The sequence below is a fragment of the Gammaproteobacteria bacterium genome (assembly GCA_016199745.1).
GTDB lineage: Bacteria > Pseudomonadota > Gammaproteobacteria > Acidiferrobacterales > Sulfurifustaceae > JACQFZ01.
Genome location: JACQFZ010000002.1, coordinates 1 through 25,014, shown reverse-complemented (window position 1 = coordinate 25,014; position 25,014 = coordinate 1). Strand labels below are relative to the sequence as shown.

At 57.2% G+C, this 25,014-nt stretch carries 36 protein-coding genes; 4 read left to right on the top strand and 32 right to left on the bottom strand.

Going from position 1 to position 25,014, the window contains the following annotated elements; translation table 11 throughout:
- The first annotated feature begins 254 nt into the window (after positions 1 to 254).
- Positions 255 to 3,113 (top strand): excinuclease ABC subunit UvrA, encoded by a 2,859-nt coding sequence (uvrA, locus tag HY308_00495; protein MBI3896755.1) that lies wholly within the window; start codon positions 255 to 257, stop codon positions 3,111 to 3,113.
- A gap of 25 nt (positions 3,114 to 3,138) precedes the next feature.
- The gene (locus HY308_00490; protein ID MBI3896754.1) at positions 3,139 to 4,323 is read left to right on the top strand and encodes a DUF4263 domain-containing protein; all 1,185 of its coding nucleotides are present in this window, start codon (positions 3,139 to 3,141) and stop codon (positions 4,321 to 4,323) included.
- Between the two features lie 315 nt (positions 4,324 to 4,638).
- Here HY308_00490 and HY308_00485 read toward each other — a convergent pair whose 3' ends face one another.
- Positions 4,639 to 5,475 (bottom strand): hypothetical protein, encoded by an 837-nt coding sequence (locus tag HY308_00485; GenBank protein MBI3896753.1) that lies wholly within the window; start codon positions 5,473 to 5,475, stop codon positions 4,639 to 4,641.
- Positions 5,476 to 5,778: 303 nt separating this feature from the next.
- Positions 5,779 to 6,450, bottom strand: coding sequence for a hypothetical protein (locus HY308_00480; GenBank protein MBI3896752.1), 672 nt, complete (start codon positions 6,448 to 6,450; stop codon positions 5,779 to 5,781).
- A 194-nt stretch (positions 6,451 to 6,644) separates the two neighbouring features.
- Between HY308_00480 and HY308_00475 the strand changes: the two genes are divergently transcribed.
- Together HY308_00475 and HY308_00470 are read left to right on the top strand one after the other, a co-directional pair.
- Positions 6,645 to 7,553, top strand: coding sequence for a cation diffusion facilitator family transporter (locus HY308_00475; GenBank protein MBI3896751.1), 909 nt, complete (start codon positions 6,645 to 6,647; stop codon positions 7,551 to 7,553).
- 9 nt (positions 7,554 to 7,562) lie between these two features.
- Complete coding sequence (locus HY308_00470) at positions 7,563 to 8,771, top strand: RtcB family protein (GenBank protein MBI3896750.1); 1,209 nt, start codon at positions 7,563 to 7,565, stop codon at positions 8,769 to 8,771.
- Positions 8,772 to 8,897: 126 nt separating this feature from the next.
- On the opposite strand, the gene HY308_00465 is transcribed toward HY308_00470, so the two are convergent.
- From HY308_00465 to tuf, 30 genes are all read right to left on the bottom strand, one after another.
- On the bottom strand, positions 8,898 to 9,626 hold the full coding sequence (locus HY308_00465) for an SAM-dependent chlorinase/fluorinase (GenBank protein MBI3896749.1): 729 nt from the start codon (positions 9,624 to 9,626) through the stop codon (positions 8,898 to 8,900).
- Positions 9,627 to 9,734: 108 nt separating this feature from the next.
- Positions 9,735 to 10,205 (bottom strand): 50S ribosomal protein L17, encoded by a 471-nt coding sequence (gene rplQ, locus HY308_00460; GenBank protein ID MBI3896748.1) that lies wholly within the window; start codon positions 10,203 to 10,205, stop codon positions 9,735 to 9,737.
- Positions 10,206 to 10,217: 12 nt separating this feature from the next.
- Positions 10,218 to 11,222: a DNA-directed RNA polymerase subunit alpha gene (rpoA, locus tag HY308_00455; protein MBI3896747.1), complete on the bottom strand. Its 1,005-nt coding sequence runs from the start codon at positions 11,220 to 11,222 to the stop codon at positions 10,218 to 10,220.
- A gap of 29 nt (positions 11,223 to 11,251) precedes the next feature.
- Positions 11,252 to 11,878 carry a 30S ribosomal protein S4 gene (gene rpsD / locus HY308_00450; GenBank protein MBI3896746.1) on the bottom strand — a complete coding sequence of 209 codons (627 nt, stop codon included), beginning with the start codon at positions 11,876 to 11,878 and terminating at the stop codon, positions 11,252 to 11,254.
- 15 nt (positions 11,879 to 11,893) lie between these two features.
- Positions 11,894 to 12,304 carry a 30S ribosomal protein S11 gene (rpsK, locus tag HY308_00445; GenBank protein MBI3896745.1) on the bottom strand — a complete coding sequence of 137 codons (411 nt, stop codon included), beginning with the start codon at positions 12,302 to 12,304 and terminating at the stop codon, positions 11,894 to 11,896.
- 15 nt (positions 12,305 to 12,319) lie between these two features.
- On the bottom strand, positions 12,320 to 12,694 hold the full coding sequence (gene rpsM, locus HY308_00440; GenBank protein MBI3896744.1) for a 30S ribosomal protein S13: 375 nt from the start codon (positions 12,692 to 12,694) through the stop codon (positions 12,320 to 12,322).
- Positions 12,695 to 12,762: 68 nt separating this feature from the next.
- Positions 12,763 to 12,876, bottom strand: a complete 114-nt coding sequence (gene rpmJ, locus HY308_00435) for a 50S ribosomal protein L36 (GenBank protein MBI3896743.1) — start codon at positions 12,874 to 12,876, stop codon at positions 12,763 to 12,765.
- 17 nt (positions 12,877 to 12,893) lie between these two features.
- Positions 12,894 to 14,234: a preprotein translocase subunit SecY gene (gene secY / locus HY308_00430; protein ID MBI3896742.1), complete on the bottom strand. Its 1,341-nt coding sequence runs from the start codon at positions 14,232 to 14,234 to the stop codon at positions 12,894 to 12,896.
- On the bottom strand, positions 14,234 to 14,668 hold the full coding sequence (gene rplO, locus HY308_00425; protein ID MBI3896741.1) for a 50S ribosomal protein L15: 435 nt from the start codon (positions 14,666 to 14,668) through the stop codon (positions 14,234 to 14,236). The genes secY and rplO overlap by 1 nt, the downstream gene beginning before the upstream one ends.
- Before the next feature lie 60 nt (positions 14,669 to 14,728).
- Positions 14,729 to 14,920 carry a 50S ribosomal protein L30 gene (rpmD, locus tag HY308_00420; protein ID MBI3896740.1) on the bottom strand — a complete coding sequence of 64 codons (192 nt, stop codon included), beginning with the start codon at positions 14,918 to 14,920 and terminating at the stop codon, positions 14,729 to 14,731.
- Between the two features lie 8 nt (positions 14,921 to 14,928).
- Entirely contained in the window at positions 14,929 to 15,438 is a 510-nt protein-coding gene (rpsE, locus tag HY308_00415) for a 30S ribosomal protein S5 (GenBank protein ID MBI3896739.1), read from the bottom strand.
- Between the two features lie 8 nt (positions 15,439 to 15,446).
- Positions 15,447 to 15,803: a 50S ribosomal protein L18 gene (rplR, locus tag HY308_00410; GenBank protein MBI3896738.1), complete on the bottom strand. Its 357-nt coding sequence runs from the start codon at positions 15,801 to 15,803 to the stop codon at positions 15,447 to 15,449.
- A 35-nt stretch (positions 15,804 to 15,838) separates the two neighbouring features.
- Complete coding sequence (rplF, locus tag HY308_00405; protein MBI3896737.1) at positions 15,839 to 16,372, bottom strand: 50S ribosomal protein L6; 534 nt, start codon at positions 16,370 to 16,372, stop codon at positions 15,839 to 15,841.
- Positions 16,373 to 16,537: 165 nt separating this feature from the next.
- Entirely contained in the window at positions 16,538 to 16,930 is a 393-nt protein-coding gene (rpsH, locus tag HY308_00400; protein ID MBI3896736.1) for a 30S ribosomal protein S8, read from the bottom strand.
- 13 nt (positions 16,931 to 16,943) lie between these two features.
- Complete coding sequence (rpsN, locus tag HY308_00395) at positions 16,944 to 17,249, bottom strand: 30S ribosomal protein S14 (GenBank protein MBI3896735.1); 306 nt, start codon at positions 17,247 to 17,249, stop codon at positions 16,944 to 16,946.
- A 6-nt stretch (positions 17,250 to 17,255) separates the two neighbouring features.
- Positions 17,256 to 17,798, bottom strand: a complete 543-nt coding sequence (rplE, locus tag HY308_00390) for a 50S ribosomal protein L5 (protein ID MBI3896734.1) — start codon at positions 17,796 to 17,798, stop codon at positions 17,256 to 17,258.
- A 5-nt stretch (positions 17,799 to 17,803) separates the two neighbouring features.
- Positions 17,804 to 18,121 (bottom strand): 50S ribosomal protein L24, encoded by a 318-nt coding sequence (rplX, locus tag HY308_00385; protein MBI3896733.1) that lies wholly within the window; start codon positions 18,119 to 18,121, stop codon positions 17,804 to 17,806.
- Between the two features lie 129 nt (positions 18,122 to 18,250).
- The gene (gene rplN / locus HY308_00380; GenBank protein ID MBI3896732.1) at positions 18,251 to 18,619 is read right to left on the bottom strand and encodes a 50S ribosomal protein L14; all 369 of its coding nucleotides are present in this window, start codon (positions 18,617 to 18,619) and stop codon (positions 18,251 to 18,253) included.
- 105 nt (positions 18,620 to 18,724) lie between these two features.
- Positions 18,725 to 19,012, bottom strand: coding sequence for a 30S ribosomal protein S17 (rpsQ, locus tag HY308_00375; protein ID MBI3896731.1), 288 nt, complete (start codon positions 19,010 to 19,012; stop codon positions 18,725 to 18,727).
- Positions 19,009 to 19,203 (bottom strand): 50S ribosomal protein L29, encoded by a 195-nt coding sequence (gene rpmC, locus HY308_00370; protein MBI3896730.1) that lies wholly within the window; start codon positions 19,201 to 19,203, stop codon positions 19,009 to 19,011. Before rpmC ends, rpsQ begins: the two co-directional genes overlap by 4 nt.
- A gap of 3 nt (positions 19,204 to 19,206) precedes the next feature.
- Positions 19,207 to 19,614: a 50S ribosomal protein L16 gene (gene rplP, locus HY308_00365; protein MBI3896729.1), complete on the bottom strand. Its 408-nt coding sequence runs from the start codon at positions 19,612 to 19,614 to the stop codon at positions 19,207 to 19,209.
- Between the two features lie 145 nt (positions 19,615 to 19,759).
- The gene (gene rpsC, locus HY308_00360) at positions 19,760 to 20,443 is read right to left on the bottom strand and encodes a 30S ribosomal protein S3 (GenBank protein ID MBI3896728.1); all 684 of its coding nucleotides are present in this window, start codon (positions 20,441 to 20,443) and stop codon (positions 19,760 to 19,762) included.
- Positions 20,443 to 20,799, bottom strand: coding sequence for a 50S ribosomal protein L22 (gene rplV / locus HY308_00355; protein MBI3896727.1), 357 nt, complete (start codon positions 20,797 to 20,799; stop codon positions 20,443 to 20,445). Before rplV ends, rpsC begins: the two co-directional genes overlap by 1 nt.
- A 3-nt stretch (positions 20,800 to 20,802) precedes the next feature.
- On the bottom strand, positions 20,803 to 21,081 hold the full coding sequence (rpsS, locus tag HY308_00350; GenBank protein MBI3896726.1) for a 30S ribosomal protein S19: 279 nt from the start codon (positions 21,079 to 21,081) through the stop codon (positions 20,803 to 20,805).
- 12 nt (positions 21,082 to 21,093) lie between these two features.
- The gene (rplB, locus tag HY308_00345; protein MBI3896725.1) at positions 21,094 to 21,918 is read right to left on the bottom strand and encodes a 50S ribosomal protein L2; all 825 of its coding nucleotides are present in this window, start codon (positions 21,916 to 21,918) and stop codon (positions 21,094 to 21,096) included.
- 11 nt (positions 21,919 to 21,929) lie between these two features.
- Positions 21,930 to 22,250, bottom strand: coding sequence for a 50S ribosomal protein L23 (gene rplW / locus HY308_00340; protein ID MBI3896724.1), 321 nt, complete (start codon positions 22,248 to 22,250; stop codon positions 21,930 to 21,932).
- Positions 22,238 to 22,861 carry a 50S ribosomal protein L4 gene (rplD, locus tag HY308_00335; GenBank protein MBI3896723.1) on the bottom strand — a complete coding sequence of 208 codons (624 nt, stop codon included), beginning with the start codon at positions 22,859 to 22,861 and terminating at the stop codon, positions 22,238 to 22,240. Before rplD ends, rplW begins: the two co-directional genes overlap by 13 nt.
- 17 nt (positions 22,862 to 22,878) lie before the next feature.
- On the bottom strand, positions 22,879 to 23,562 hold the full coding sequence (rplC, locus tag HY308_00330; protein MBI3896722.1) for a 50S ribosomal protein L3: 684 nt from the start codon (positions 23,560 to 23,562) through the stop codon (positions 22,879 to 22,881).
- 10 nt (positions 23,563 to 23,572) lie between these two features.
- On the bottom strand, positions 23,573 to 23,812 hold the full coding sequence (gene rpsJ / locus HY308_00325) for a 30S ribosomal protein S10 (protein MBI3896721.1): 240 nt from the start codon (positions 23,810 to 23,812) through the stop codon (positions 23,573 to 23,575).
- A gap of 17 nt (positions 23,813 to 23,829) precedes the next feature.
- Positions 23,830 to 25,014 (bottom strand): elongation factor Tu (gene tuf / locus HY308_00320; GenBank protein ID MBI3896720.1); only part of this gene is annotated, 1,185 nt, incomplete at its 5' end.

Below are 25,014 nucleotides of genomic sequence, written 5' to 3'. Positions count from 1 at the left end.
CGGATTATTACGGGTGCGCATGGGAAAATTCGCAGACGATCCGCACCGGCTACCGGTGGCAATCGTTTTGGTTCTCGTCTTTTGAGGCGCGTATACTACCAGATTGCCAAAAAGTCCTTCTATGGAGTTTTTTGGCGCGCGCGGCGCCTGTCGGCGCCGCGCGCCGGTTTCCAGATATACGAGTTCGGAAACCGAGGCTGCACCTCGATGTGCACCATAGGCTCGTCCCTTTAACCGTTCGAAGACACTTCGCTATGGACCAAATCCGCATCCGCGGTGCCCGCACGCACAACCTTAAGAACATCGACGTCGATCTGCCACGCGACAAGCTCATCGTCCTTACCGGCCTGTCGGGCTCGGGCAAATCGTCGCTCGCGTTCGACACGCTCTATGCCGAGGGCCAACGGCGGTATGTCGAATCGCTGTCGGCGTACGCGCGCCAGTTCCTCGCGCTGATGGAAAAACCGGACGTCGATTTGATCGAAGGCCTGAGCCCGGCGATCTCGATCGAGCAGAAATCGACGTCGCACAACCCGCGCTCGACGGTCGGCACGGTCACCGAAATCCACGATTATTTGCGCCTGCTTTACGCTCGCGTCGGGGAGCCACGCTGTCCCGAACACGGCGTGAAACTAGAGGCACAAACGGTCAGCCAGATGGTCGACCATACGCTGGCGTTGCCCGACGGCACGAAATTGCTGTTGTTAGCGCCGCTGATCGATGAGCGCAAAGGCGAGCACTTGCACGTGCTCGAGGGACTACGCGCGCAGGGCTACGTGCGGGCACGAATCGACGGCATCGTCGTCGAGCTGGACGAAGCGCCGACACTCAAGAAGAACGTGAAGCATACGATCGAAGCCGTGGTCGATCGCGTCGTCGCCCGTAAAGGTCAGGAACAGCGCTTAGCCGAATCGTTCGAGAACGCTATCAACCTCAGTAATGGTCTGGTGCGCGTGGTGACGATTCCCGACGAAGGCAAAGCCGCACAAGAGATCGTGTTCTCGTCGCGCTACGCCTGTACTCAATGTGGCTACAGTTTGTCCGAGCTCGAGCCGCGGCTATTCTCGTTCAACAACCCGGCCGGCGCTTGTCCCTCATGCGATGGTCTGGGCGTGCATCAATTCTTCGACCCAGCGCGCGTCATCAGCGATGCCACGCTACCGTTGCCGGCCGGCGCGATCCGCGGCTGGGATCGGCGCAACGCGTTCTATTTTCAAATGCTGGAGTCGCTGGCTAAGCATTACAAATTCGATCTGGACAAGCCGTTCCAAAGCTTGCCGAAGAAGGTTCGCGAAATCATTCTGCACGGCAGCGGCGACGAGCCAATCAAGTTCAGCTACCACGGCGATCGCGGCAGCGTGTACAAACGCACGCACGCGTTCGAAGGCGTCATTCCTAATATGGAGCGGCGTTATCGCGATTCCGAATCGGAATCGATCCGCGAGGAGCTGTCGAAGTATTTGAGCAATCGCCCGTGCGAGGCCTGCGGCGGCAGCCGCTTGAAACCGGAAGCGCGGCACGTGTACGTCGCCGAGAAACCGCTGCACGCGCTGACCGAGTTGCCCATCGGCAAAGCGCTGGCGTTCTTCGAGTCGCTCAATTTTGACGGCCAACGGCGCGAGATCGCCGCCAAGATCGTCAAGGAAATTCACAATCGTCTCGGTTTCTTGGTGAACGTCGGCCTCGACTACCTGACGCTCGCACGTTCGGCCGAAACCTTATCCGGCGGCGAAGCGCAACGCATTCGCTTGGCGTCGCAAATTGGCGCCGGCTTAGTCGGCGTCATGTACATCCTCGACGAGCCGTCGATCGGTCTGCATCAACGCGACAACTCGCGCCTGCTCGACACGCTACGCCATCTGCGCGATCTCGGTAACACCGTCATCGTCGTCGAACACGACGAAGACGCGATCCACGCCGCCGATTATGTGCTCGACGTCGGCCCCGGCGCCGGCGTGCACGGCGGCCAAGTCGTGGCGCAAGGTGTGCCCGACGAGATCATGCGCAACCCCAATTCGCTCACCGGCCAATACTTGAGCGGCCAACGCCGCATCGAAGTGCCGGAACGGCGCACGCCGTTCGATCGCGACCGGCAATTGATTATCCGCGGCGCCAGCGGCAACAACTTGAAGAACGTCGACGCCGCCATCCCTATCGGCCTGCTGACCTGCGTCACCGGCGTTTCCGGCTCCGGCAAATCCACGCTAATCAACGACACGCTCTACGCCGTCGCCGCGAAGCACTTGTACGACTCACACACCGAGCCGGCACCGCATAAAGCGATCGAAGGCCTCGACCAATTCGACAAGGTGGTCGATATCGACCAATCGCCGATCGGTCGTACGCCACGCTCGAACCCGGCGACCTACACCGGTTTGTTCACGCATATTCGCGATTTGTTTTCGGCCGTTCCGGAAGCACGCAGCCGCGGCTACGGCCCCGGCCGGTTTTCGTTCAACGTCCGCGGCGGTCGTTGCGAAGCCTGCCAAGGCGACGGCTTAATCAAGGTCGAGATGCACTTCTTGCCCGACGTTTATGTGTCGTGCGACGTCTGCAAAGGCAAACGCTACAACCGCGAGACGCTGGAAATTCATTACAAGGGCAAAACCATCGACGAAGTGCTGAAGATGACCGTCGAAGACGCGCTCGCCTTCTTCGAACCGATCCCAGTAATCCGGCGCAAGCTGGAGACGCTGATGGACGTCGGCCTGTCTTATATAACGCTCGGCCAGAGCGCGACCACGTTGTCCGGCGGCGAAGCGCAGCGCGTCAAGCTTGCCCGCGAATTGTCGAAACGCGATACCGGCCGCACCTTATACATTCTCGACGAACCGACTACCGGCCTGCACTTCCACGATATCCAACAACTCTTGGTCGTGCTCGCGCGTTTGCGCGATGCCGGCAATACCGTTGTCGTTATCGAGCACAACCTAGATGTGATCAAGACCGCCGATTGGTTGGTCGACTTGGGGCCAGAAGGCGGCAGCGGCGGCGGTGAAATCGTCGCCGTCGGCACGCCGGAGCAAATCGCCGAGAATCGTGCGTCGCACACCGGGCATTTTCTAAAACCGGTGCTCGTGCGTGCCGCCGAGCCGCAACGGAAGTTTGGCTAATTTAGTTAACCACAGGTAACGAACAATGTTGTTTGAGAAGTTCGTTACCGAAACCGAATCATGGTGGACCGGCTATTTAAAGCATATCGCCGCGCAACAACAATCAGGGAACACGGACTCTGGCGACGGGATTATTCTCTTTCCGAATATATTGCTGGTCACTGAATGTCAGAATTTCTTAATAGCTGAACTATTAGGTGCAACGAAATATTTCAAAGGACTTACAACTAAAAGACATAAAGAAACGTCTGTATACCGTTACCTAAGTCAATTTGACGACAAACCGCCTCAGCCTCTGATGCGTATGGATGGCCATACCGGTTTAAGATTTGTATGTCTTGCCCAAAACACAGATTTCGAAGTTGCCCAAAAGCGATTTCCATTTATTGAGCTGTATCCCTCAAAGTTGAATCACGTTGCTGGTAGAGGAAGTGTCCTTGATTTTGGGGAAAATTTTTCATCCTATTGTGTTGAGAATTCTGTATTAATTAATACGCAGGAAAATCTTTATAGGTGCAAAAGTATCCTCGAGCTTCTTATAGTCAAAAAAAATATATCTCGTGACAAACTAATTAATCTCTTCAAAGACGTCACCAAGGGAGCTGAAGTTAAAGCTGTACATACTGTTGCACAAGGGAAAGAAGAACGGCTTATTGTGGGCGGCCAATTTCAAAGCATGTACCTACTTCCAGGTCTTCACGAAACCACCATAGGAGAATTCATTCGAAACCATCCGGAAGTTATTCAAACGGCATTCCAGACATCACATTTTATATATGAGCCACACTTGACATGGCTGGAACACGATGGAAACGTTACGGATGATGCGATAAATCCTGACCTATTGGTGCAGCGTAACGACGGCTCTTACGACATATATGATTTAAAAACCGCGCTTTTAAATAAAAGATCAATCTTTCGGGGCAAAAGAAGAAGAAGACGATTCATTGATTGCGTGGAAGAAGGAGCGGCGCAGTTGGCCAATTACCGAGAATATTTTCTCTACCCAAAAAATAGAAAATTTGCGCAAGAAAAATATGGGATAGAAGTTAGGGACCCTCAACTTATTCTAGTGGTAGGCAACTGGGATAACGTCAATCATCAAGAAATCTCTGAAGCGACCCGAAGATATAAGAATATTAGTATTATCGACTTCGACACGTTAGCTCATATTTTCATGGGCGCAAACGAAGAACATAAATCCCGCTGAGCCAACAGAAAGAACCACCGGTACTAGCATTGCGTAATAGTCACAACTTGGGCGACAACTTCCGTCGAAGTTTGACAGTAAAAAGGCGCTCCTTTTACTGTCCAAACGGGCAGTTATTTTTCGGCTTTGCCGAGTAACTCCGCCACCCATTTTTCCCGCTTAGCCTAACGTCAGCACCAACCCGAACAGAATAGAAATGCCGGAAAAAGAATACGGCGGGCAATACTCATCTGGCCAAGGGCGACGATGTCGTTGCGAGACCTACGTGAGGGCACATCCCACACACCAACCAATACCTGCGATTTGCGGATCGCTTTAGCCGAACTCAATAATGTTCAGTGCCAGCGCCTTCGCCACCGCTTGGGTGCGATTGAAGGCGTTCAGCTTGGCGAATATTTCCTGGATGTGATATCTGGCGTTCCGCTCGCTGATGCCGAGAATGTTGGCGATTTCGGCATTGGTCTTGCCGTAGTGTAGCCAGCGCAAAATTTCCCTCTGACGATCGCTCAGCTCGAATTTCGGATTCGCCGGCGCGTCTTGCGCTTTGACATCTTCGATCGTCGTGTTGGCGCGTATTAGTGCGACGTGCAGGTGCGGGGTCAACCGGTTGAGCAAATACACATGCTTATCGCCGAGCCGCTCCGGCATGCGGATGAAGCAGAAAAAGCTGGTTAGCTCGCCCTGCAGATCGACCAGCCCATGAGCGGCAACGTTGCGATAATCATATTTACGTACATGCCTGAGCCAAGCATGGCTACGCCGGTAAACATCGGATCCGAGCTTTTCCTCTTCGTCGCCGTTGAACTCGATCAAGATCGGCGCGCGCAGCTGGCGCCAACGTTCCATCAACGGGCTATCGACACCGCCGTCCTGCTGGCGCAATGCATCGATCGCTTCACGCGGAAAGTTATGCAGCAACATGCGATAGCGCCTTACGCTGGTGTCGGCGATGTTGCCGATACCACAGCCCACACCGCCATGCGGGAAAACGTTTTGCAAACTACCGTTGGCGCAAGCAATAAACGCCTGCGCAGAACTCACTGCTTCGAGCTCGTCGATTACGTCGATAAGGGCGAGGCGCTGTTTCGCATCCAACGGCGAGCGTGCACTAGTTGAGGGTGTTTCGACTTTTGTTGCGCCTTGGTCGGCCATGTCACAACAATCTCCTCGCGGGTATAAATGGCGCAATACAAAACATGCAGACGAAATAGGATTATACCGTCTCTGAAAATCCGTTTATTTTCCCTAGGGGGAGATCCCTGAACTACTGTGCAAAAACCGAAAGCGGTTTTCAAAGAAGCGGCATATCGTCTTATATTTTGAAGCGCCAATTTGGTCAACTGACTACCTGGACAGTACGCGCTTTTACGCTGTTCGCATAGCACCTCTGAAAGCGTTGCCCCAAAAAAAGGGCGTCGTTACCGACACCCCTTTTTTACCCCGAAAATAGACGCCCTATTTCTTGCTCTTGCTAAATTTATCCAACTGATCTGCCGCCCATTTTTGCCCGCCGAGCCCGAACGCCAGCGCTAACGCGAACACGATACCGGCGAACAAAATCAAAAACGCCGGATAGAGAATTCCATTACCGACATCCATCTGCCCGAGTGCCATGATCACGACAAATACGGCGATCGCGTAACGCGTGACTCGACCCATGAGCTCCGAGTCCTGCATGCCGACATTGCGGGTGTAGGCGGTGACAGAATCAGCAGCGAAACGGGCGGCATATAGGCCGATGGTTAGAATCAGCACGGCGGAGATCACCTTCGGAATGAACAGCGTGATTTGACTGAAGAGCTCTGACAATACCGTCAGGCCGAATGAGTTGAACGCCGCCAATAACGTCATCAGAATTGCCAGCCAATACACTAATAGTCCAAGCACGTCGATGGTGCTCTTACGGATGCCGCCCTTCTTGAGGAAGTCATCGAGACCAGCGGCCTCAGTGATGGTGTTGAATCGGATCCCTTTGAGCCCGCGCACCACCACTAAAATGAGTAACTTGGCGACCAACCAACCGACAACCAGAATGACGATGGCACCAAGCAGCTTTGGCAAAAATAGGCTGAGCTCGAAGATGAAATTGTTTACCGAGGCAAGCACCACGTCCACCTGCTGTTCCATACTGCACCTCCGAATCGTTGTGATTCACAGCTAAAGTCTAGGCATCGCCGCTAACAATAGCTGTGCATTCGCTGCGTCTGAAAACAAGCCGCCGGCCTTTTCAACGACTTGTGCTTCTGGTCGCGCCGACTCGTCGACTTTCCGACACACGCGCTCTACCATGCCGCGGCATAAAACCAGACAACGGGGATCGCATGTCACAGAGTAACGGCTCGCTTAAAGCCATCTTCTTTGCACTCGGCGCCAACCTAGGGATCGCGCTCGCTAAATCGGCGACCGCTTGGTACACGACCTCGAGCGCCATGTTGGCGGAAGCGATTCACTCGTTCGCCGATTGCACCAACCAGTTACTCCTGCTGGTCGGCATGAACCGCGCGAACAAACCGGTGACCGAGCAACATCCGTTGGGTCACGGCAAAGCGATCTTCTTTTATTCATTCATAGTGGCATTACTTCTGTTCAGCGTCGGCGGCGCATTTGCGATCCACGAAGGCATCGACAAGTTGACGCATCCGCATACGCCGAACGCACCTTGGGTCGCGGTCGTTGTGCTTACCATCTCGATCGCGCTGGAGCTGGCATCGCTGCGGGCGGCGTTGGCTGAAGTGCGGCGGATTCGTGGGCAACGAACATTTTGGCGCTGGTTCAAAGAGAGCCGGCAAAGCGAGCTGATTGTCGTCACCGGCGAAGACATCGCCGCCCTAATTGGTCTAGCGCTGGCGTTGGTCGCGATTCTGGCGACTATCGCCAGCGGCAATCCGTTATACGATGCGCTCGGCACCATCGCTATTGGTGCGGTACTAATTCTGGTGGCGGCGGCAATCGGTATCGAAGTAAAAAGTCTGCTGATTGGCGAAAGCGCCGATCCGGCGACCGTCGCGGCGCTGCAGAAATTTTTGAGCGAACGTCCGCAAGTGGCGCAGGTCTATCGCTTGATTACATTGCAGTTCGGCATGCAACTCATGCTCGCTACTAAAGTGCGCATGCGTGAGCAAGGCTCGGCGCAAAAGCTGATCGACGATATCAATCAGGTCGAGCGCGAACTGAAGGCCGCATTTCCGGAAGTGCGGTGGATTTTCTTCGAACCGGACAGCACCGACTAACCGTCTACCATGACCGTCAGAAAAACCATCGACAAAGGCCGCGTACCGGTCAAGCTGTGGACCGACGACATCGATCCGCAAGCGCTACAACAGCTGATCAACGTCGCTCAGCTGCCGATCGTGCACAGCCATGTGGCGGCGATGCCCGATGTGCACGCCGGCATCGGTGCCACAGTCGGCAGCGTGATCCCGACCAAAGCGGCGATCATTCCGGCGGCGGTCGGTGTCGATATCGGCTGCGGTATGAACGCCGTACGACTGACGTTAGGCGCCGACGATTTGCCGGACAATCTCGCCCGCGTGCGCAACGCCATCGAAGCGGCCGTGCCGGTCGGCTTCGATCAACATGACTTCGACAAAGTTCACGGTTCAGCGCACGCGCGACTGGCGCGCAAACTCGACGATCGCTTGAATACGATCGTCGGTAAGCATCCGGGTTTAATGAAGATGCAGCGCCAATTCAACCAGACGTGGATTACCCAGCTCGGTTCGCTCGGCGGCGGCAATCATTTTATCGAGCTGTGCCTGGACGAAGCGAATCGCGTCTGGATCATGCTGCACTCGGGATCGCGCGGCATCGGCAACGTCATGGGCCGCTACTTCATCACCGCCGCGCGCAAAGAAGCGGAACGTAATAAACTGCGATTACCGGACAAGGATCTCGCTTGGTTCGCCGACGGCTCGGCGTTGTTCACCGACTATGTCGAGGCGGTCGACTGGGCACAAGACTACGCGCTACTCAACCGCCGCCGCATGATGGAGTTGATCATCGAAGCGATCCAGCCGCAGTTACCGTCGTTCAAGACCGACGGCGAAGCGATCAACTGTCACCATAATTACGTCGCCCGCGAAACGCACTTCGGCGAAAAACTATTCATCACGCGCAAGGGCGCGATCTCGGCGCGCGCCGGCGAAATGGGCATTATTCCCGGCAGTATGGGTGCGAAGAGCTACATTGTCCGCGGTAAAGGCAACCCCGAATCGTTTTGCTCCTGCTCGCACGGTGCCGGCCGGCGCATGAGCCGCACGGAAGCGAAGAAGCGCTTCGACCGCCACGATCTAGCGAAACAAACGGAAGGCGTGGAATGTCGCAAGGATGGCGGCGTGGTCGACGAAATTCCGGCAGCGTATAAGGACATCGACCAAGTGATGGCGTATCAGACCGATTTGATCGAAATCGCGCATACTTTAAAACAGGTGGTATGCGTCAAGGGATAGAGTGAACACCAAGACGGTTGCAAGTTTCCTCCGCTACCCGTAAGCCGCTGCTATTAGACTTACAAAACAGCGGCACGCCATCCGGATCGAACACGACTGGGGTGCGATTTGAATTCCGGCAGTGCTTTACGATTGGGATATTGTTACCTGATCCCCCACTGCCACGCGCAACAGTTTCGCGGCACTGGCTCTGTTCGTGGCGATCTCGACAAGGCCGTTCGAGTTCTCGTACCAAAACGGCTCGCCGACCGGAACGGCGGTAAAAACTTCAGCAAAACGCAGCCGCCGACCGCCAACAATAAGCGCAGCATGGCGTGCCAGCGTCGACGCACGCAGGCCGGTAATGACGTTCCCGTAGTGATCGATATAAACAACTGCCGGTAGGTCGTCCGGCCAATCACCCGACGGTTGCGTCAACTCCGCCGGAACGCAATCCGGCCAATCGCCGCGCGCGAGCTTGGCGGCGATCGGTGCGAATAAATCGCGGCCGTGAAAACTCGTCGACAAGCGCTCGGGCCGCCAATTAATCATCCAAACATCTTTTCGTTGTGCCCGACGAGCGATGATGTGAAACAAACCATTGTCCGGCCCCACATACCAACGGCAGTCAGCCTTCATCATCACTGCTGCGCGATCACCGCCGACGCCAGGGTCGATCACGCCGACAAATACGGTGGAACGGGGATAGTCGGCGGCCAACGCCGGCAGCAAATACGCACCGGCACGAATGTCGAAATCGGGTACTGTGTGCAGCAGGTTGATCACTGGAATGTTCGGTGTCTCGCGCGAAAGCACCGTGTGCATCTGCCCAACATATGGGTCAGCCAATCCGAAGTCAGTGAACAGAACGATCATGCGCATCCCTCGCAGAGAAAAAAATACAGGGGAAATCTTTTTCAGATCCCGTAAAAGAAAAAGCCGGGCTATGCCCGGCTTTCATTGTACGTCGAACTGATGCGACGATTATTCGGCTGATGCCTTTGCGGTCTTCTTCTTAGCCGTCGCCTTCTTGGTTTTCTTCGCGGTCTTTGCTGGTGCAGCCTCCGTGCTTGGCGCTTCTTCAGCAGCCTTAGCTGGCGTCAAATCCACCAACTGAACCAACGCCATCGGCGCGGCATCACCGGCGCGAAAACCGGATTTCAAGATGCGCAGGTAACCACCCGGGCGTGTCTTAAAACGCTGACCGAGATCGGCGAATAACTTGCCGACTACGTCACGATCGCGCAGACGCGAGAAGGCGAGACGACGGTTGGCGAGACTCGGGGTCTTGCCTAGGGTGATGAGCGGTTCGGCAACTTTGCGCAGCTCTTTGGCCTTCGGCAAGGTCGTGAACAACTGCTCGTGCTTCAGCAGCGAGACCGCCATGTTGCGCAACATCGCTTCGCGATGGGCGGTGGTGCGGTTCAGTTTACGACCGCTATGTCTATGACGCATGGTGGTATCCCGTTAGCCTTGTGGGCCTTTATCGCCCAGCTTGTCTTTGAGTTGTGTCGGCGGCCAGTTCTCGAGGCGCATGCCGAGCGAGAGACCGTGCTGCGCGAGCACGTCTTTGATCTCGGTCAGCGACTTCTTGCCAAGGTTCGGCGTCTTCAGCAGTTCGAATTCGCTGCGTTGGATCAGGTCGCCGATATAGAAGATGTTCTCGGCCTTCAAGCAATTGGCCGAACGCACGGTCAGCTCGAGATCGTCGACCGGGCGCAGTAACAACGGATCCATGTCCGGCTCGCGCTTCAGTTCCTGGCGCGCATCCGGGCTCTTCAAATCGACGAAAATCGAGATCTGATCTTGCAGAATGTTGGCGGCGCGGCGGACCGCTTCTTCCGGATCGATCGAGCCGTTGGTCTCGATGTCGAGCACCAACTTGTCGAGGTCGGTGCGTTGTTCAACGCGGGCGTTCTCGACGGTGTACGACACGCGACGGATCGGGCTGAACGAAGCGTCGAGTTGCATGACGCCGATCGAGCGGCCTTCGCCTTGCGGACGCGCCGTCACTGGCTGGTAACCGCGGCCACGGAACACCTTGAGCTCGGCGTTGAGCGAGACACTCTTGGTCAGGGTCGCGATCACGTGATTCGGGTCGACGATCTCGACGTCGTGCTCGGCGGCGATGTCGCCGGCAGTAACAAGGCCCGGGCCCTTTTTATTGAGCTTGAGCGTGGTCTGTTCGCGGCCGTGCATGCGCAGCGACAAGCCTTTCAAGTTCAGCAAGATTTCGATGACGTCTTCCTGCACGCCCTCGATGGTCGAGTACTCGTGCAAGACGCCGTCGATCTTGACCTCGGTGACCGCAGCACCCGGCATCGACGACAACAAGATGCGGCGCAGTGCGTTGCCGAGCGTGTAACCGAAGCCACGTTCGAGCGGCTCGAGCGTGATCTTGGCGTGCGTCGGCGACAGGGCCTCGACATTCACATGTCGCGGCTTGAGAAAATCGGTTGCAGTGCTCTGCATGATCCGTCCTCGTGATACTAAAATTGCTACTACTTGGAGTACAGCGCGACCACCAGGCTTTCGTTAATGTCAGCCGGGAGATCGGACCGCTCAGGAGCGGCCTTGAAGGTGCCCTTCATGCCTTTGGTGTCGACGTCGACCCAGTCCGGGAAACCGCGTTGTTCAGCAGCTTCGAGCGCAGCCTTGATACGCAGCTGCTCACGCGCACCTGGGGCAATCTCAAGGGTGTCGTTGGCCCGAACTTGGTACGCGGGAATGTTCACGCGCTTGCCATTCACCATGATCGCGTTATGACGCACCAGCTGACGCGCCTCGGTGCGGGAAATGCCGAAACCCATGCGATAGGCGACGTTGTCGAGACGACCCTCAAGCAGCTTCAACAGGTCAACACCGGTCGAACCCTTGTGCTGCGAGGCTTCTTTGTAATAGTTCTCGAACTGACGCTCAAGCACGCCGTAGATGCGACGGAGCTTTTGCTTCTCGCGCAACTGCAGGCCGTAATCCGATACCCGCGAACGGCGTTGACCGTGCTGACCGGGGGCATAGGCGCGCTTCTCGACCGGACAACGGTCGGTGAAGCACTTCTCGCCCTTCAGGAATAACTTGCCACCTTCACGCCGGCACAGACGGCATTTTGCATCGATGTAACGCGCCACTTTATTCTCCTCGCGTTAGACGCGACGCCGCTTGGCCGGACGGCAGCCATTATGCGGAATCGAGGTAACGTCGATAATATTGCTGATCTCGTAGCCCAACGCGTGCAACGCACGCACGGCCGATTCACGGCCGGGGCCGGGACCTTTAATCCGGACTTCGAGGCTCTTCACCCCGTACTCTTGCGCCGCCCGACCGGCCTTGTCGGCCGCAACCTGCGCGGCGAACGGCGTGCTCTTGCGCGAACCCTTGAAGCCGGCGCCACCGCACGTTGACCAGGACAAGACGTTGCCCTGACGATCGGTGATCGAAATGATCGTGTTGTTGAACGAGGCGTGCACGTGCACGATGCCCTCGGACACGTTCTTCTTCGTGCGCTTCTTAACGGCGGCCTTAGGGGCAGCCGCGGTTTCCGGTGTGTTCGCCATATATTAAGTAGGTCCTTAGGTCGAGGGGGCGGCTTTACGGATCACGCCCTTGCGCGGGCCCTTACGGGTGCGCGAATTGGTACGGGTACGTTGGCCCCGGACCGGCAGACCGCGGCGGTGGCGCATGCCACGATAAGTGCCGAGGTCCATCAAACGTTTAATGTTCATCGAGATCTGGCGACGCAGATCGCCTTCCACCGTGATCTTGGCCACTTCGATGCGGAGCTGATCGACTTGAGCGTCGGTCAGGTCTTTGACCTTGGTATTGCCGGGAATGTTAGCGGCGACGCATAAGCGCTTCGCCACCGACCGGCCGATGCCGTAGATCGCCGTGAGGCCGATCTCGATGTGCTTCTGGTTCGGAATATTGATGTTGGCTATACGCGCCATAGTCCTATCTCTGCCCGGGAATACGCGAAAACGCGCAAATTTACTGTTCTAAAAGGTAAAAAGCAACCTTAGCCTTGACGCTGCTTGTGCGTCGGATCGGAACAAATCACCCGAACCACGCGTTTGCGCCGCACAATCTTGCAGTTACGGCACATTTTCTTAACCGATGCTCTGACTTTCATTGCAATTCTCCAGCCGCTTACCGCGGTAACCCCATACCCCCGCCGCCGGTTAAATTGGCCTTGCGGAGCAAACTTTCGTACTGCCGAGACATCAGGTGCGCCTGCACCTGCGCCATGAAATCCATACAAACGACGACTACGATCAACAGCGACGTACCGCCGAAATAAAATGGAACGTTCCAATTCACGATCAAGAATTCGGGTAACAAGCACACGAGCGTGATGTAAATTGCACCGACCAATGTTAACCGCGTCATCACGCCGTCGATGTAGTTGGCCGTCTGATCGCCTGGCCGAATGCCCGGGATAAAAGCGCCGGACTTCTTCAAATTATCAGCGGTTTCCTTTGGATTGAACACCAGCGCTGTGTAGAAAAAACAAAAGAACACGATCGCCGAGGCGTACAACACCACATAAATCGGCTGACCCGGCGATAGCGTGGTCGCAATATTCGCTAACCAGCCTCCAGCCCCATCAGACTTGCCAAGCCAGCCCACCACCGTCGACGGCAATAAGATGATACTCGACGCAAAGATCGGCGGAATTACACCGGCCATATTGATCTTAAGCGGCAAATGGCTGCTCGATCCGGCCATCATGCGCCGACCTTGTTGGCGCTTGGCATAATTAACAGTAATGCGTCGCTGCCCACGCTCAACCAACACCACAAACCAGGTCACGGCAATTGCGATCACGAATAACACCAACGCGAATAACGGTTGGAATGTACCGCGGCTGACGAGATCCAGCGTATGAACCAATGCACCGGGTAAGCCGGCAACGATACCTGAAAAAATGATCATCGAGATGCCATTACCGATGCCGCGCTCAGTGATCTGTTCACCCAGCCACATCAGGAACATCGTGCCAGTGACCAACGTCACCACGGTCAGCACGCTAAAGGCGATACCAGGCGATACCACTACGCCCTGCTTCTGCAGCGCAATCGCGATACCGAGCGACTGCACCATCGCTAACAACACCGTGCCATAGCGCGTGTACTGCGTAATCTTGCGACGGCCGGATTCGCCTTCCTTCTTCAGCTGTTCAAGCGCCGGAATCGCCGACGACATTAGCTGAACAATGATCGATGCCGAAATATACGGCATAATTCCGAGGGCAAACACCGAAAACCGCTGCAGCGCGCCACCCGAAAACATGTTGAACAGGCCAACGATCGAGCCTTGTGTGTTTTCGAATAACTTACTCAGCGCACTGGGGTCTATTCCAGGTACCGGAATATAGGTACCGATACGATAAACCACCAACGCGCCCAGCAGGAACAGAATCCGTTGCTTGAGATCCGTTAACTTACCGAGGTTACCAAGACCTCCGAGACGCGCGCTCTGGCTGCTCATTACTCTTCGACTTTGCCGCCAGCTTGTTCGATCGCCGCGCGTGCACCCTTGGTGACGCCGAGACCCTTAATCGTTACCGCCTTAGTCAAACTGCCGGCAAGATAGACCTTGGCACGCAGTGCCTGATCGGCAACCAAGTTTGCCTTTTTCAGCACGGCGAGATCGATCACGGCGTCTTTCAGACGCGCGAGATCACCAATGCGTACTTCAGCGGTGTCCTTACTCGTCAGCGAATTGAAGCCACGCTTCGGCAAACGACGTTGCAACGGCATTTGACCGCCTTCGAAACCGACTTTGTGATAACCGCCGGCGCGAGCGCGTTGACCTTTATGACCGCGACCGCTGGTTTTACCTAAGCCAGAGCCGACGCCGCGACCGACGCGCTTTGGCGTCGGCTTGGACCCGCGAGCGGGCTTGATATCGTTGAGACGCATAATTTTGATCTCTCTAAACTCTTTTACGTCGTGCCTGTCGTTGTTGGCGATACCGCGGGATTACCCCGGCTCACCCTCAACCTTAACCATGTAGCTAACTTCGTTGATCATGCCACGCACCGACGGCGTATCTTCGAGCTCCCGCGTATGACGAATGCGGCGTAGGCCTAAGCCGCGCACACATGCCATATGGCGCTTGCCGGTACCGAATGGACTCTTTACTAATGTGACGCGGAGTTTTTTCTTGCTCATGGCAACCTCTAGCCCGTGATCTCTTCGGTCTTCTTGCCACGCTTGGCGGCGACCTTCGACGGACTCTGAATCGTCGTCAATGCCTTGATAGTAGCGCGCACCACGTTGACCGGGTTACGCGAACCGATGCACTTGGCCAATACGTCTTGCACACCTGCCACTTCGAACACCGCGCGCATGGCACCGCCGGCGATGATACCGGTACCGACCGACGCCGGTCTCATAACAACGCGCGCGGCACCGAAGCGAACAACCGTCGCATGATGCAGCGTCGGCCCTTTGAGATCGATGCGCACCATATTGCGGCGTGCCGATTCCATCGCCTTAGCGACAGCGGCGGGCACTTCACGCGCCTTACCGGAACCGATACCAACGCGACCGGCGCCATCACCGACAACGGTGAGCGCCGAGAACGCGAAAATACGGCCACCCTTAACGACTTTGGCGACACGACGGATGCTGACGAGCTTCTCGTTAAAGTTGTCGCCGCGTCCTTCCTGTTCGATGTATGCGCTCATGTGATTCCTCAGAACTCCAAGCCGTTTTCACGCGCGGCATCGGCCAACGCTTTGATGCGACCGTGATAGGCAAAACCGGAACGGTCAAAAGAGACCTTCTTAATGCCGGCCTTGACTGCCTTCTCGGCAATGCGCTTACCGATGACCTTGGCAGCTTCAATATTACCACCGGACTTCAACGCCTTGCGCACTTCGACCTCGACACTCGAGGCCGACGCGAGCACTTTGGCGCCGGTGTTGTCGATGATCTGCGCGTAGATGTGTTGGCCGGTGCGGTGCACGGTCAAACGTTCTACGTTCAAGTCGCGGATGCGGCGGCGGATGCGCTGCGCGCGGCGATCGCGCTTTTCTGTTTTCGTATGCATAGTCTCTGACCCGAAACCTTATAAGTTCCCTGGGATTACTTCTTCTTCGCTTCTTTACGGACGACGGCTTCGTCGGAGTAACGCACACCCTTGCCTTTATAAGGCTCAGGCGGGCGATAGTCGCGGATTTCAGCGGCGACTTGGCCAACCATCTGCTTGTCGGAACCACGTACGATCAAATTCGTCTGGTCCGGCGCTTCGATAGTGATCCCTTCCGGGATTGAATACACGATCGGGTGCGAGTAGCCGAGCGTCAAGTTCAGCTTCTTGCCCTGAACGGCTGCACGGAAACCGACACCGATGATAGTCAGCTTCTTCTCGAAGCCTTTAGTCACCCCAGTGACCATATTGTTCACCAGCGCGCGTGTCGTACCCGATACAGCGCGGGCGAGATGACTCTCGGTAGAACGCTGGACTTGTAACTGACCGTCAGCCTGCATCAGCTTAATCAATGGATGAAGATCGTGCTTGAGCTCGCCCTTCGGTCCCTTGATGCTCACATGATTACCGGCGAGTTTGACTTCGACCCCCTTGGGGATCACGACCGGATTTTTTGCGACTCTGGACATAGGCCAATCCTTAAAAAATGCGCGCGCCAAGCGCGCTTCGGCTCGCTTCCCTCTCCCCACGGGAGAGGGAATGAGGGTGAGGGCTGCCAACGTTCAGCACACTTTCCCTCACCCCGGCCCTCTCCCGTAGGGAGAGGGAGAATTTGTTCGCTGATGCGACCATAACTATGAAACGACGCAGAGAACTTCGCCGCCGAGCCCGGCTGCCTTCGCAGCACGTTCGCTCATGATGCCCTTCGGCGTCGAGATGATGGCGATACCGAGGCCACCATCGACCCGCGGCAACTCGTCCTTGCCGCGATACAGTCGACGGCCAGGAACGCTCATGCGCTTGATGCGTTCGATAACCGGACGACCTTCGAAGTACTTAAGGGTGACCTCAAGCACCGGCTTAACGCCTGGAATTTCAGCAAAACCTTCAATGTAGCCTTCGTCCTTCAGCACTTTGGCGATCGCGCGCTTGACGCTCGACGCCGGCATCTGGACGGACACCTTCTCCGCGGTCTGGCCGTTGCGGATGCGGGTCAACATATCGGCAATAGGATCGGTCATCATGATTTATTTTCTCCGATTACCAGCTTGCCTTGACCACGCCCGGGGCGTCGCCACGCATCATGACTTTGCGCAGTTCGTTACGCGCTAGGCCAAATTTACGGTAGTAACCGCGCGGCCGGCCGGTGAGCTGGCAGCGGTTGCGGATACGGGTGTTGGCGGAATCGCGCGGCAACTTTTGCAGCTTGATCATCGCCGCGTCGCGCTCTTCCGGCGACAGCTTGATGTTCTTGCACGCTTCGCGCAGCTCGGCGCGACGGACGGCAAACTTGACCGACAGCGCCTTGCGTCGCTTGTCGCGCTCGATCATGGATCTCTTCGCCATTTCGCTCTAGCTCCGGATCGGAAATTTAAAACCGTCCACCAACAACACCCGGGCCTCTTCATTGGTCCTGGCAGTGGTGACGATGGTGATGTCGAGCCCACGGATCGCATCGACCTTGTCGAAGTCGATCTCGGGGAAAATGATCTGCTCTTTGATGCCGAGCGAATAGTTGCCGCGACCGTCGAACGACCGCGACGGCAAGCCGCGGAAGTCGCGAATACGCGGGATCGCTACGTTGATCAAGCGGTCGAGGAATTCGTACATGCGCGCACCACGCAGCGTGACGCGGCAGCCGATCGGCCAATTCTCGCGCACCTTGAAGACCGCGACCGACTTGCGGGCGCGCGTGATCTGTGGCTTCTGGCCGCTGATCTGCATCATGTCGCCGGCAGCGTTGTCGATGATCTTCTTGTCCGTCATCGCCTCGCCCACGCCCATGTTGAGCGTGATCTTGGTGATGCGCGGAACTTGCATGACGTTCTTGTAACCGAAACGCTCTTTCAGCGCCGGCACAACCGTCTTCCGATAATGTTCTTGCAGTCTGGTCATAGTCGTTACTTCACGTCCGCTACTTCGCCACTCTTTCTGAAGAAGCGCACTTTTTTGCCGTCCTCGAGGGTACGGTAGCCAACGCGCTCACCCTTACCGCTGCTGGCGTTGAACAGCGCGATCTTCGACACATGAATCGGCGCCTCTTTCTCGACGATCCCACCGGTGACGTTACGTTGGGGGTTCGGCTTGGTATGGCGCTTGACCACGTTTACGCCTTCGACAATTACTTTGTCGTTGGCCAGCACGTTCGTCACGGTGCCGCGCTTGCCGCGGTCCTTACCGGTACGGACGATGACTTGGTCGCCTTTGCGAATCTTCATATCAATATCACCTTATCTTCCGACTCCCCCTCCCCTTCAGGGGGAGGGCTAGGGGTGGGGGTGGGTCTCGTTCGGGTTCTGCACTAAACCCACCCCCATCCCCGCCCTTCCCCCTGAGGGGGAAGGGAATTATAAAACTTCAGGCGCCAACGAAATAATCTTCATGAACTGCTCGTTACGCAGCTCGCGCGTTACCGGTCCGAACACACGTGTGCCGAGCAGTTCGCGCTTGTTGTCGAGCAATACGGCGGCGTTCTCATCGAAGCGGATGACCGAGCCATCGGGCCGGCGTACACCCTTGCGGGTACGTACGATCACGGCATCGTACACGTCGCCCTTCTTCACTTTGCCGCGCGGAATCGCTTCCTTCACGCTAACCTTGATGACGTCGCCGATGTTGGCGTAGCGCCGCTTCGAGCCGCCCAGCACTTTAATGCACTGGATGTTCTTGGCGCCGCTGTTGTCGGCCACCGTGAGCTGGGTCTGTACCTGGATCATTGTCCGACCTCAATATAGATTTTGACCGACTCCCCCTCTCCCTTCGGGAGAGGGCAAGGGGTGAGGGCTGCTTCAGTCGCCACTAACGTTATCACCAGCACACCTCTAAACTTCGCGCGCGCGTTCAATCACTTTGACGAGCCGCCATGTCTTGGTCTTCGACAACGGCCGGCACTCTTCGATCTGCACTAAATCGCCTTCTTTGCAGTCGTTGTTCTCATCGTGCGCGTGCAGCTTGGTCCGGCGGCTCATTAACTTGCCATAAACCGGATGCTGCAGCCGACGTTCGACCTGCACGGTGATCGTCTTGTGCATCTTGTTGCTCGTTACCCGGCCGGTCACGGAACGCGCCGTGCGGGTGACAGAACCTTCTGCTTTCGCCTGTTCGCTCATGCTTGTTTCGACTTCTCGGTCATGATGGTGCGCAGGCGGGCGATATCACGCCGCACTTTGCGCAGGTTCGCATTGTTCGCGAGCTGACCTGTCGCATGCTGCATGCGCAGGTTGAATTGCTCGCGCAGCAGGCCTTGAAGCTCTTCATTTTGCTTCGCCTGGTCCAGCGCGCGTATGTCTTTTGCCTTCATACCCTACACCCGCGTCACGAACATCGTTTTGAGCGGCAACTTCGCCGCGGCCAGTGCAAACGCTTCACGCGCTTGCGCCTCGTTCACACCTTCCATTTCATAGAGCACCGCGCCCGGCTTGATCACCGCGACCCAGAACTCGACGTTACCCTTACCGCTACCCATACGAACTTCGAGTGGCTTCTTCGTCACCGGCTTATCTGGGAACACCCGGATCCAAACACGGCCACCGCGTTTAATGTAATGCGTCAGCGCGCGTCGACCGGCTTCAATCTGGCGCGAAGTCAACCGACCGCGATCGGTCGACTTCAGACCAAACTCGCCGAAGCTGACCTTGCTGCCACGATGGGCCAGGCCGCGGTTACGACCCTTGTGTTGCTTGCGATACTTGGTGCGCTTAGGTTGCAGCATTGTCCATACCCATAGATTTTCACCAACTCCCCCTCCCCTTCAGGGGGAGGGCAAGGGGTGGGGGTGGGTGTCGCTACGTTCGCAGCCACACACAACCCACCCCCACCCTAACCCTCCCCCTGAGGGGGAGGGAATATATATTAAGCTAAGCAGCCGCGCCTTTCTTGGCGGCTTCGGCATCTTCTAACTTCGGCTCATCTTTATCGAAGATTTCGCCCTTGAAGATCCAGATCTTTACACCGATCACACCGTACGTGGTGTGCGCTTCGGCGGTTCCGTAATCGATATCGGCGCGCAGCGTATGCAGCGGCACGCGACCTTCGCGGTACCACTCAGTGCGGGCGATTTCAGCGCCGTTCAAGCGGCCGGCGACCATGATCTTGATGCCGAGCGCGCGCAGGCGCATGGCGTTGGTCACGGCGCGCTTCATCGCGCGGCGGAACATGATGCGCTTTTCCAGCTGCTGAGCGATGTTCTCGGCCACCAACTGCGCGTCGAGCTCCGGCTGGCGCACTTCTTCGACGGCTACCGTGACCGGCACGCCGGCGAGCTTCGACAACTCGAAGCGTAACTTCTCGATATCCTCACCCTTCTTACCGATAACGATACCGGGGCGGGCGGTGTGCACCGTGATGTTGACGCTCTGCGCCGGTCGCTCGATGATGATCGAGCTCACAGCAGCGTGCGCCAACTTCGCTTTCAGAAAGCTGCGCAACTTCAGGTCAGCGACGAGATTGGTTTTGTAGCCGCCGCTGTTGGCGTACCAACGGGCGCTCCAATCGCGAATGACGCCTAAGCGAAAACCAATCGGATTAACTTTCTGTCCCATTACTTGCCTCCCCGTGCGCTCGACTTCTTATCGCCGACGATCACGGTGATATGACAGGTGTGCTTCAGAACGCGTACGCCACGACCTTTGGCGCGCGCATGGAACCGTTTCAACGATGGGCCGACGTCGACCATGATCGTCTGCACCCGGAGCTCGTCGACGTCGGCGCCGACATTGTGCTCGGCGTTGGCGATCGCTGACTCCAGCACTTTACGGATCGGCTTGGCGGCCTTCTTGGTCGAAAACTGCAGCAGCTCGAGAGCGCGCGCGACCGTGAGACCACGAACTTGATCCGCCACCAGCCGGCCCTTTTGGGCCGAGAGGCGCTGATACTTAAGAATTGCGGTAGCTTCCATCGTTTACTCCGCTGTCGCCTTGCGATCGGCCGAGTGACCCTTGAACGTCCGGGTCGGCGCGAACTCGCCGAGCTTATGACCGACCATGTTCTCGGTGATGATCACCGGTACATGCTGGCGGCCGTTATGCACGGCAATCGTTAAGCCCACGAAATCGGGCGTAACCGTGGAACGGCGCGACCAGGTCTTGATCGGCTTCTTGCTGCGTTCCGCCATCGAACGTTCGACCTTCTTGGAAAGGTGGGCGTCGACGAAAGGACCTTTTTTGACTGAACGTGGCACGTCAGACTCCTCTTACTTCTTCTTGCGTCGGTGCACGATCATGCTATCCGTGCGCTTGTTGTGACGCGTCTTGTAACCCTTGGTCGGCGTACCCCACGGGCTGACCGGATGACGACCGCCCTTGGTACGACCTTCACCACCACCGTGCGGATGATCCACCGGATTCATGGCGGTACCGCGAACGGTCGGGCGGATACCGCGCCAACGCGAGGCACCGGCCTTACCCAACTTGCGCAAGCTGTGCTCCGAGTTGCCGACTTCACCGACAGTGGCGCGGCAATCGACGTGCACCTTACGCACTTCACCGGAACGCAACCGCAGCTGCGCGTAATCACCTTCGCGCGCGACCAGCTGCAGCGCGGCGCCGGCGGCGCGGGCCAACTGGGCACCGCGGCCGGGCTTCAATTCGACGCAATGGACGGTGCTGCCGACCGGTATGTTCTTGAGCGGCAGCGTGTTGCCGACCTTGATCGGCGACTGCGGGCCCGACATCAACTGGGTGCCGGCCTTCACGCCGTTCGGCGCAATGATGTAACGGCGCTCGCCATCGGCGTACAGCATCAGCGCGATGTTGGCGCTGCGGTTCGGATCGTACTCTAGCCGCTCGACTTTGGCCGGGATACCGTCCTTATCGCGCTTGAAATCGATGATGCGATAGTGACGCTTGTGCGCGCCGCCCTGATGGCGCACGCAGATGCGGCCGTGGTTGTTACGACCGCTGCCCTTCGACTTGCGCGCGAGCAACGGCGCGTACGGTTCGCCTTTGTGCAGGTCGGGATTGACGACCTTGACGACGCCGCGGCGTCCGTTGGATGTCGGTCTGATTTTAACCAGCATTGTCTTGCCCTTTAGGCCTGTTGTCCCAGAAAGTCGATGTCCTGACCGGGCTTAAGGCTGACATAGGCCTTCTTCCAGTCGCTGCGCTTACCCGCTTTACGACCTGCACCCTTGGTCTTGCCCTTCATGTTGGTCACTCGGACCGATTCCACTTGGACGTTGAACATCTTCTCGACCGCCGCCTTGATCACCGGCTTAGTCGCGTCGCGCCGAACTTCGAGCACGATCTGGCTGTGTTTGTCGGCCAGGCGCGTACTCTTTTCAGAGACATGCGGCGCCAGAATGACGTGAAACAGTTGTTCCTGATTGATCTTCGTGCTCATGCGAGCCATGCCTCGAAACGCTTCAGCGCCCCGGCTGTCATCACTACTTTCTCATGCCGCAACAGACTGAACGGGTCAGCCGCGCTTACCGGGCGAACATCCACCTTGTGCAGATTGCGCGCGGCGAGTGCCAAACCGTCGTCGGCGACCTCGGTCACGATCAACACATCCGGAGCATCGAGGCCCTTCAACTTAGCGACCATCTCTTTCGTCTTCGACTGCGGCAGCGTGAAATCAGCAACCGCGATCAGGCGGCCGCTACGCAACAGCTCGGACAAGATCGAGCGCACCGCGCCGCGGAACATCTTGCGGTTCACTTTGTGCGTAAAGTTCTCATCCGGCGTGCTCGGGAAAATCTTGCCGCCGCCGCGCCACAACGGGCTGCGGATGGTACCAGCACGCGCCGAACCTGTGCCCTTCTGGCGGAACGGTTTGCGACCGCCACCGCGGACTTCCGAACGGGTCAGTTGCTTACGCGTGCCCTGACGGCCATTCGCTTGGAAGGCGATGACGACCTGGTGCACCAGCGCCTGGTTGTAGGTCGCGCCGAAGACGGCATCGGAGACTTCGATCTCCGAACCCTGCTTCTTGCCCGACTCATTTGTAAGGGTAACTTTCATGGTTTACCTGGCCCTGACTATTTCTTCGTGCTCTTCGCGGTCTCTTTAACCGGCGCTTTCACTTTATTCTTCACGCTCGGCTTAATGAACACGTCCGCACCCTTAGCACCCGGTACCGCGCCCTTCACCAGCAACAAGCTGCGCTCGACATCGACCTGAATCACTTCGAGGTTCTGTTGAGTCGCCGTGGCGTCGCCTAAATGGCCAGCCATTTTCTTGCCGGGGAACACGCGGCCTGGCGTCTGGCGTTGGCCGATAGAGCCAGGCGCCCGATGCGACAGCGAGTTACCGTGGGTCGCACGGCCACCGCGGAAATGATGGCGCTTAATAACACCAGCGAAACCTTTACCGATCGAGGTACCTTGCACATCGACATAACTGCCAACGGCAAAAATGTCTGCCTTAATCTCAGTACCGGCCTTGAGCTCAGCACCTTCGCTTTCTTTCAACCGGAACTCGTGCAGTGCACGACCCGGAGCGACACCGGCCTTGGCATAATTACCTGCCAATGCCTTCGACACGCGATCCGCACGCCGCTCACCAACTGTGAGCTGCACCGCGCGATAACCGTCGGTTGCCACTTCTTTCACGCGCGTGACTCGATTACCAGCCACTTCGAGCACCGTTACTGGAACGACCGCGCCATCCTGTGCGAACACGCGGGTCATGCCGATTTTCTTACCGATCAATCCGAGCGCCATAATCGTTGCCTCAGCTCAGCTTGATTTCGACGTCCACGCCAGCGGCGAGGTCGAGTTTCATCAACGCGTCGACCGTCTTTTCGGTCGGTTCGATGATGTCCATGATGCGTTTGTGCGTGCGGATCTCGAACTGATCGCGCGCCTTTTTGTCGGCGTGCGGCGAGCTCTGCAGCGTGTAACGCTCGATCTTGGTCGGCAACGGGATCGGTCCCTTAACAAGGGCGCCGGTGCGCTTCGCCGTGTCCACGATCTCGGCGGCGGAACGTGTTACTCCACCACCTTCGCTACAACACCCGCACCCACGGTCCGGCCGCCTTCGCGAATTGCGAAGCGCAGGCCTTGCTCCATGGCGATCGGGGCAATGAGGGAGACGACAACTTTGATGTTGTCTCCCGGCATGACCATCTCGGTACCTTGGGGCAATTCCACGCTGCCGGTGACGTCGGTCGTGCGGAAGTAGAATTGCGGACGGTAGCCGTTGAAGAACGGGGTATGACGTCCGCCTTCTTCCTTCGTGAGCACGTAGACTTCGGCTTCGAATTTGGTGTGCGGCAGGATGCTGCCGGGCTTGGCCAAGACTTGGCCGCGCTGGACTTCTTCGCGCTTGGTGCCACGCAGCAGTACGCCGACGTTGTCGCCAGCTTCGCCTTGGTCGAGGAGCTTACGGAACATTTCGACGCCAGTGACGATGGTTTTGACGGTCGGGGTGATGCCGACGATTTCGACTTCTTCACCGACTTTGACGACGCCGCGTTCGATACGGCCGGTGACAACGGTGCCGCGACCGGAGATCGAGAAGACGTCTTCGATCGGCATCAGGAACGGACCATCGATCGCGCGCTTCGGCTGCGGGATGTAGCTGTCGAGGGCTTCGGAAAGCTTAACGATCGAGCTCTCGCCGATGTCGGATTGGTCACCTTCTAAGGCCTTCAGGGCGGAGCCGACGATGATCGGGGTCTTGTCGCCGGGGAAGCCGTATTTGGTGAGCAGGTCCTTCACTTCTTCTTGGACGAGTTCGAGCAGGTCTTTGTCGTCGACCATGTCGGCTTTGTTCAGGTAGACGACGATGTACGGGACGCCGACTTGGCGAGCTAAGAGAATGTGCTCGCGGGTCTGGGGCATCGGACCGTCAGCGGCCGAAACAACTAGGATGGCGCCGTCCATTTGGGCGGCTCCGGTGATCATGTTTTTGACGTAGTCGGCGTGGCCCGGGCAGTCGACGTGGGCGTAGTGACGCGCGCTGCTTTGATACTCGACATGGGTGGTCGAAATCGTGATGCCGCGCTCGCGCTCTTCGGGGGCGTTGTCGATTTGGTCATATGCTTTGACTTCGCCACCAAACTTCGACGCCAAGACCTTGGTCAGGGCAGCGGTTAACGTGGTCTTGCCATGGTCGACGTGGCCAATGGTGCCAACGTTGAGATGGGGTTTGGTGCGTTCGAATTTTTCCTT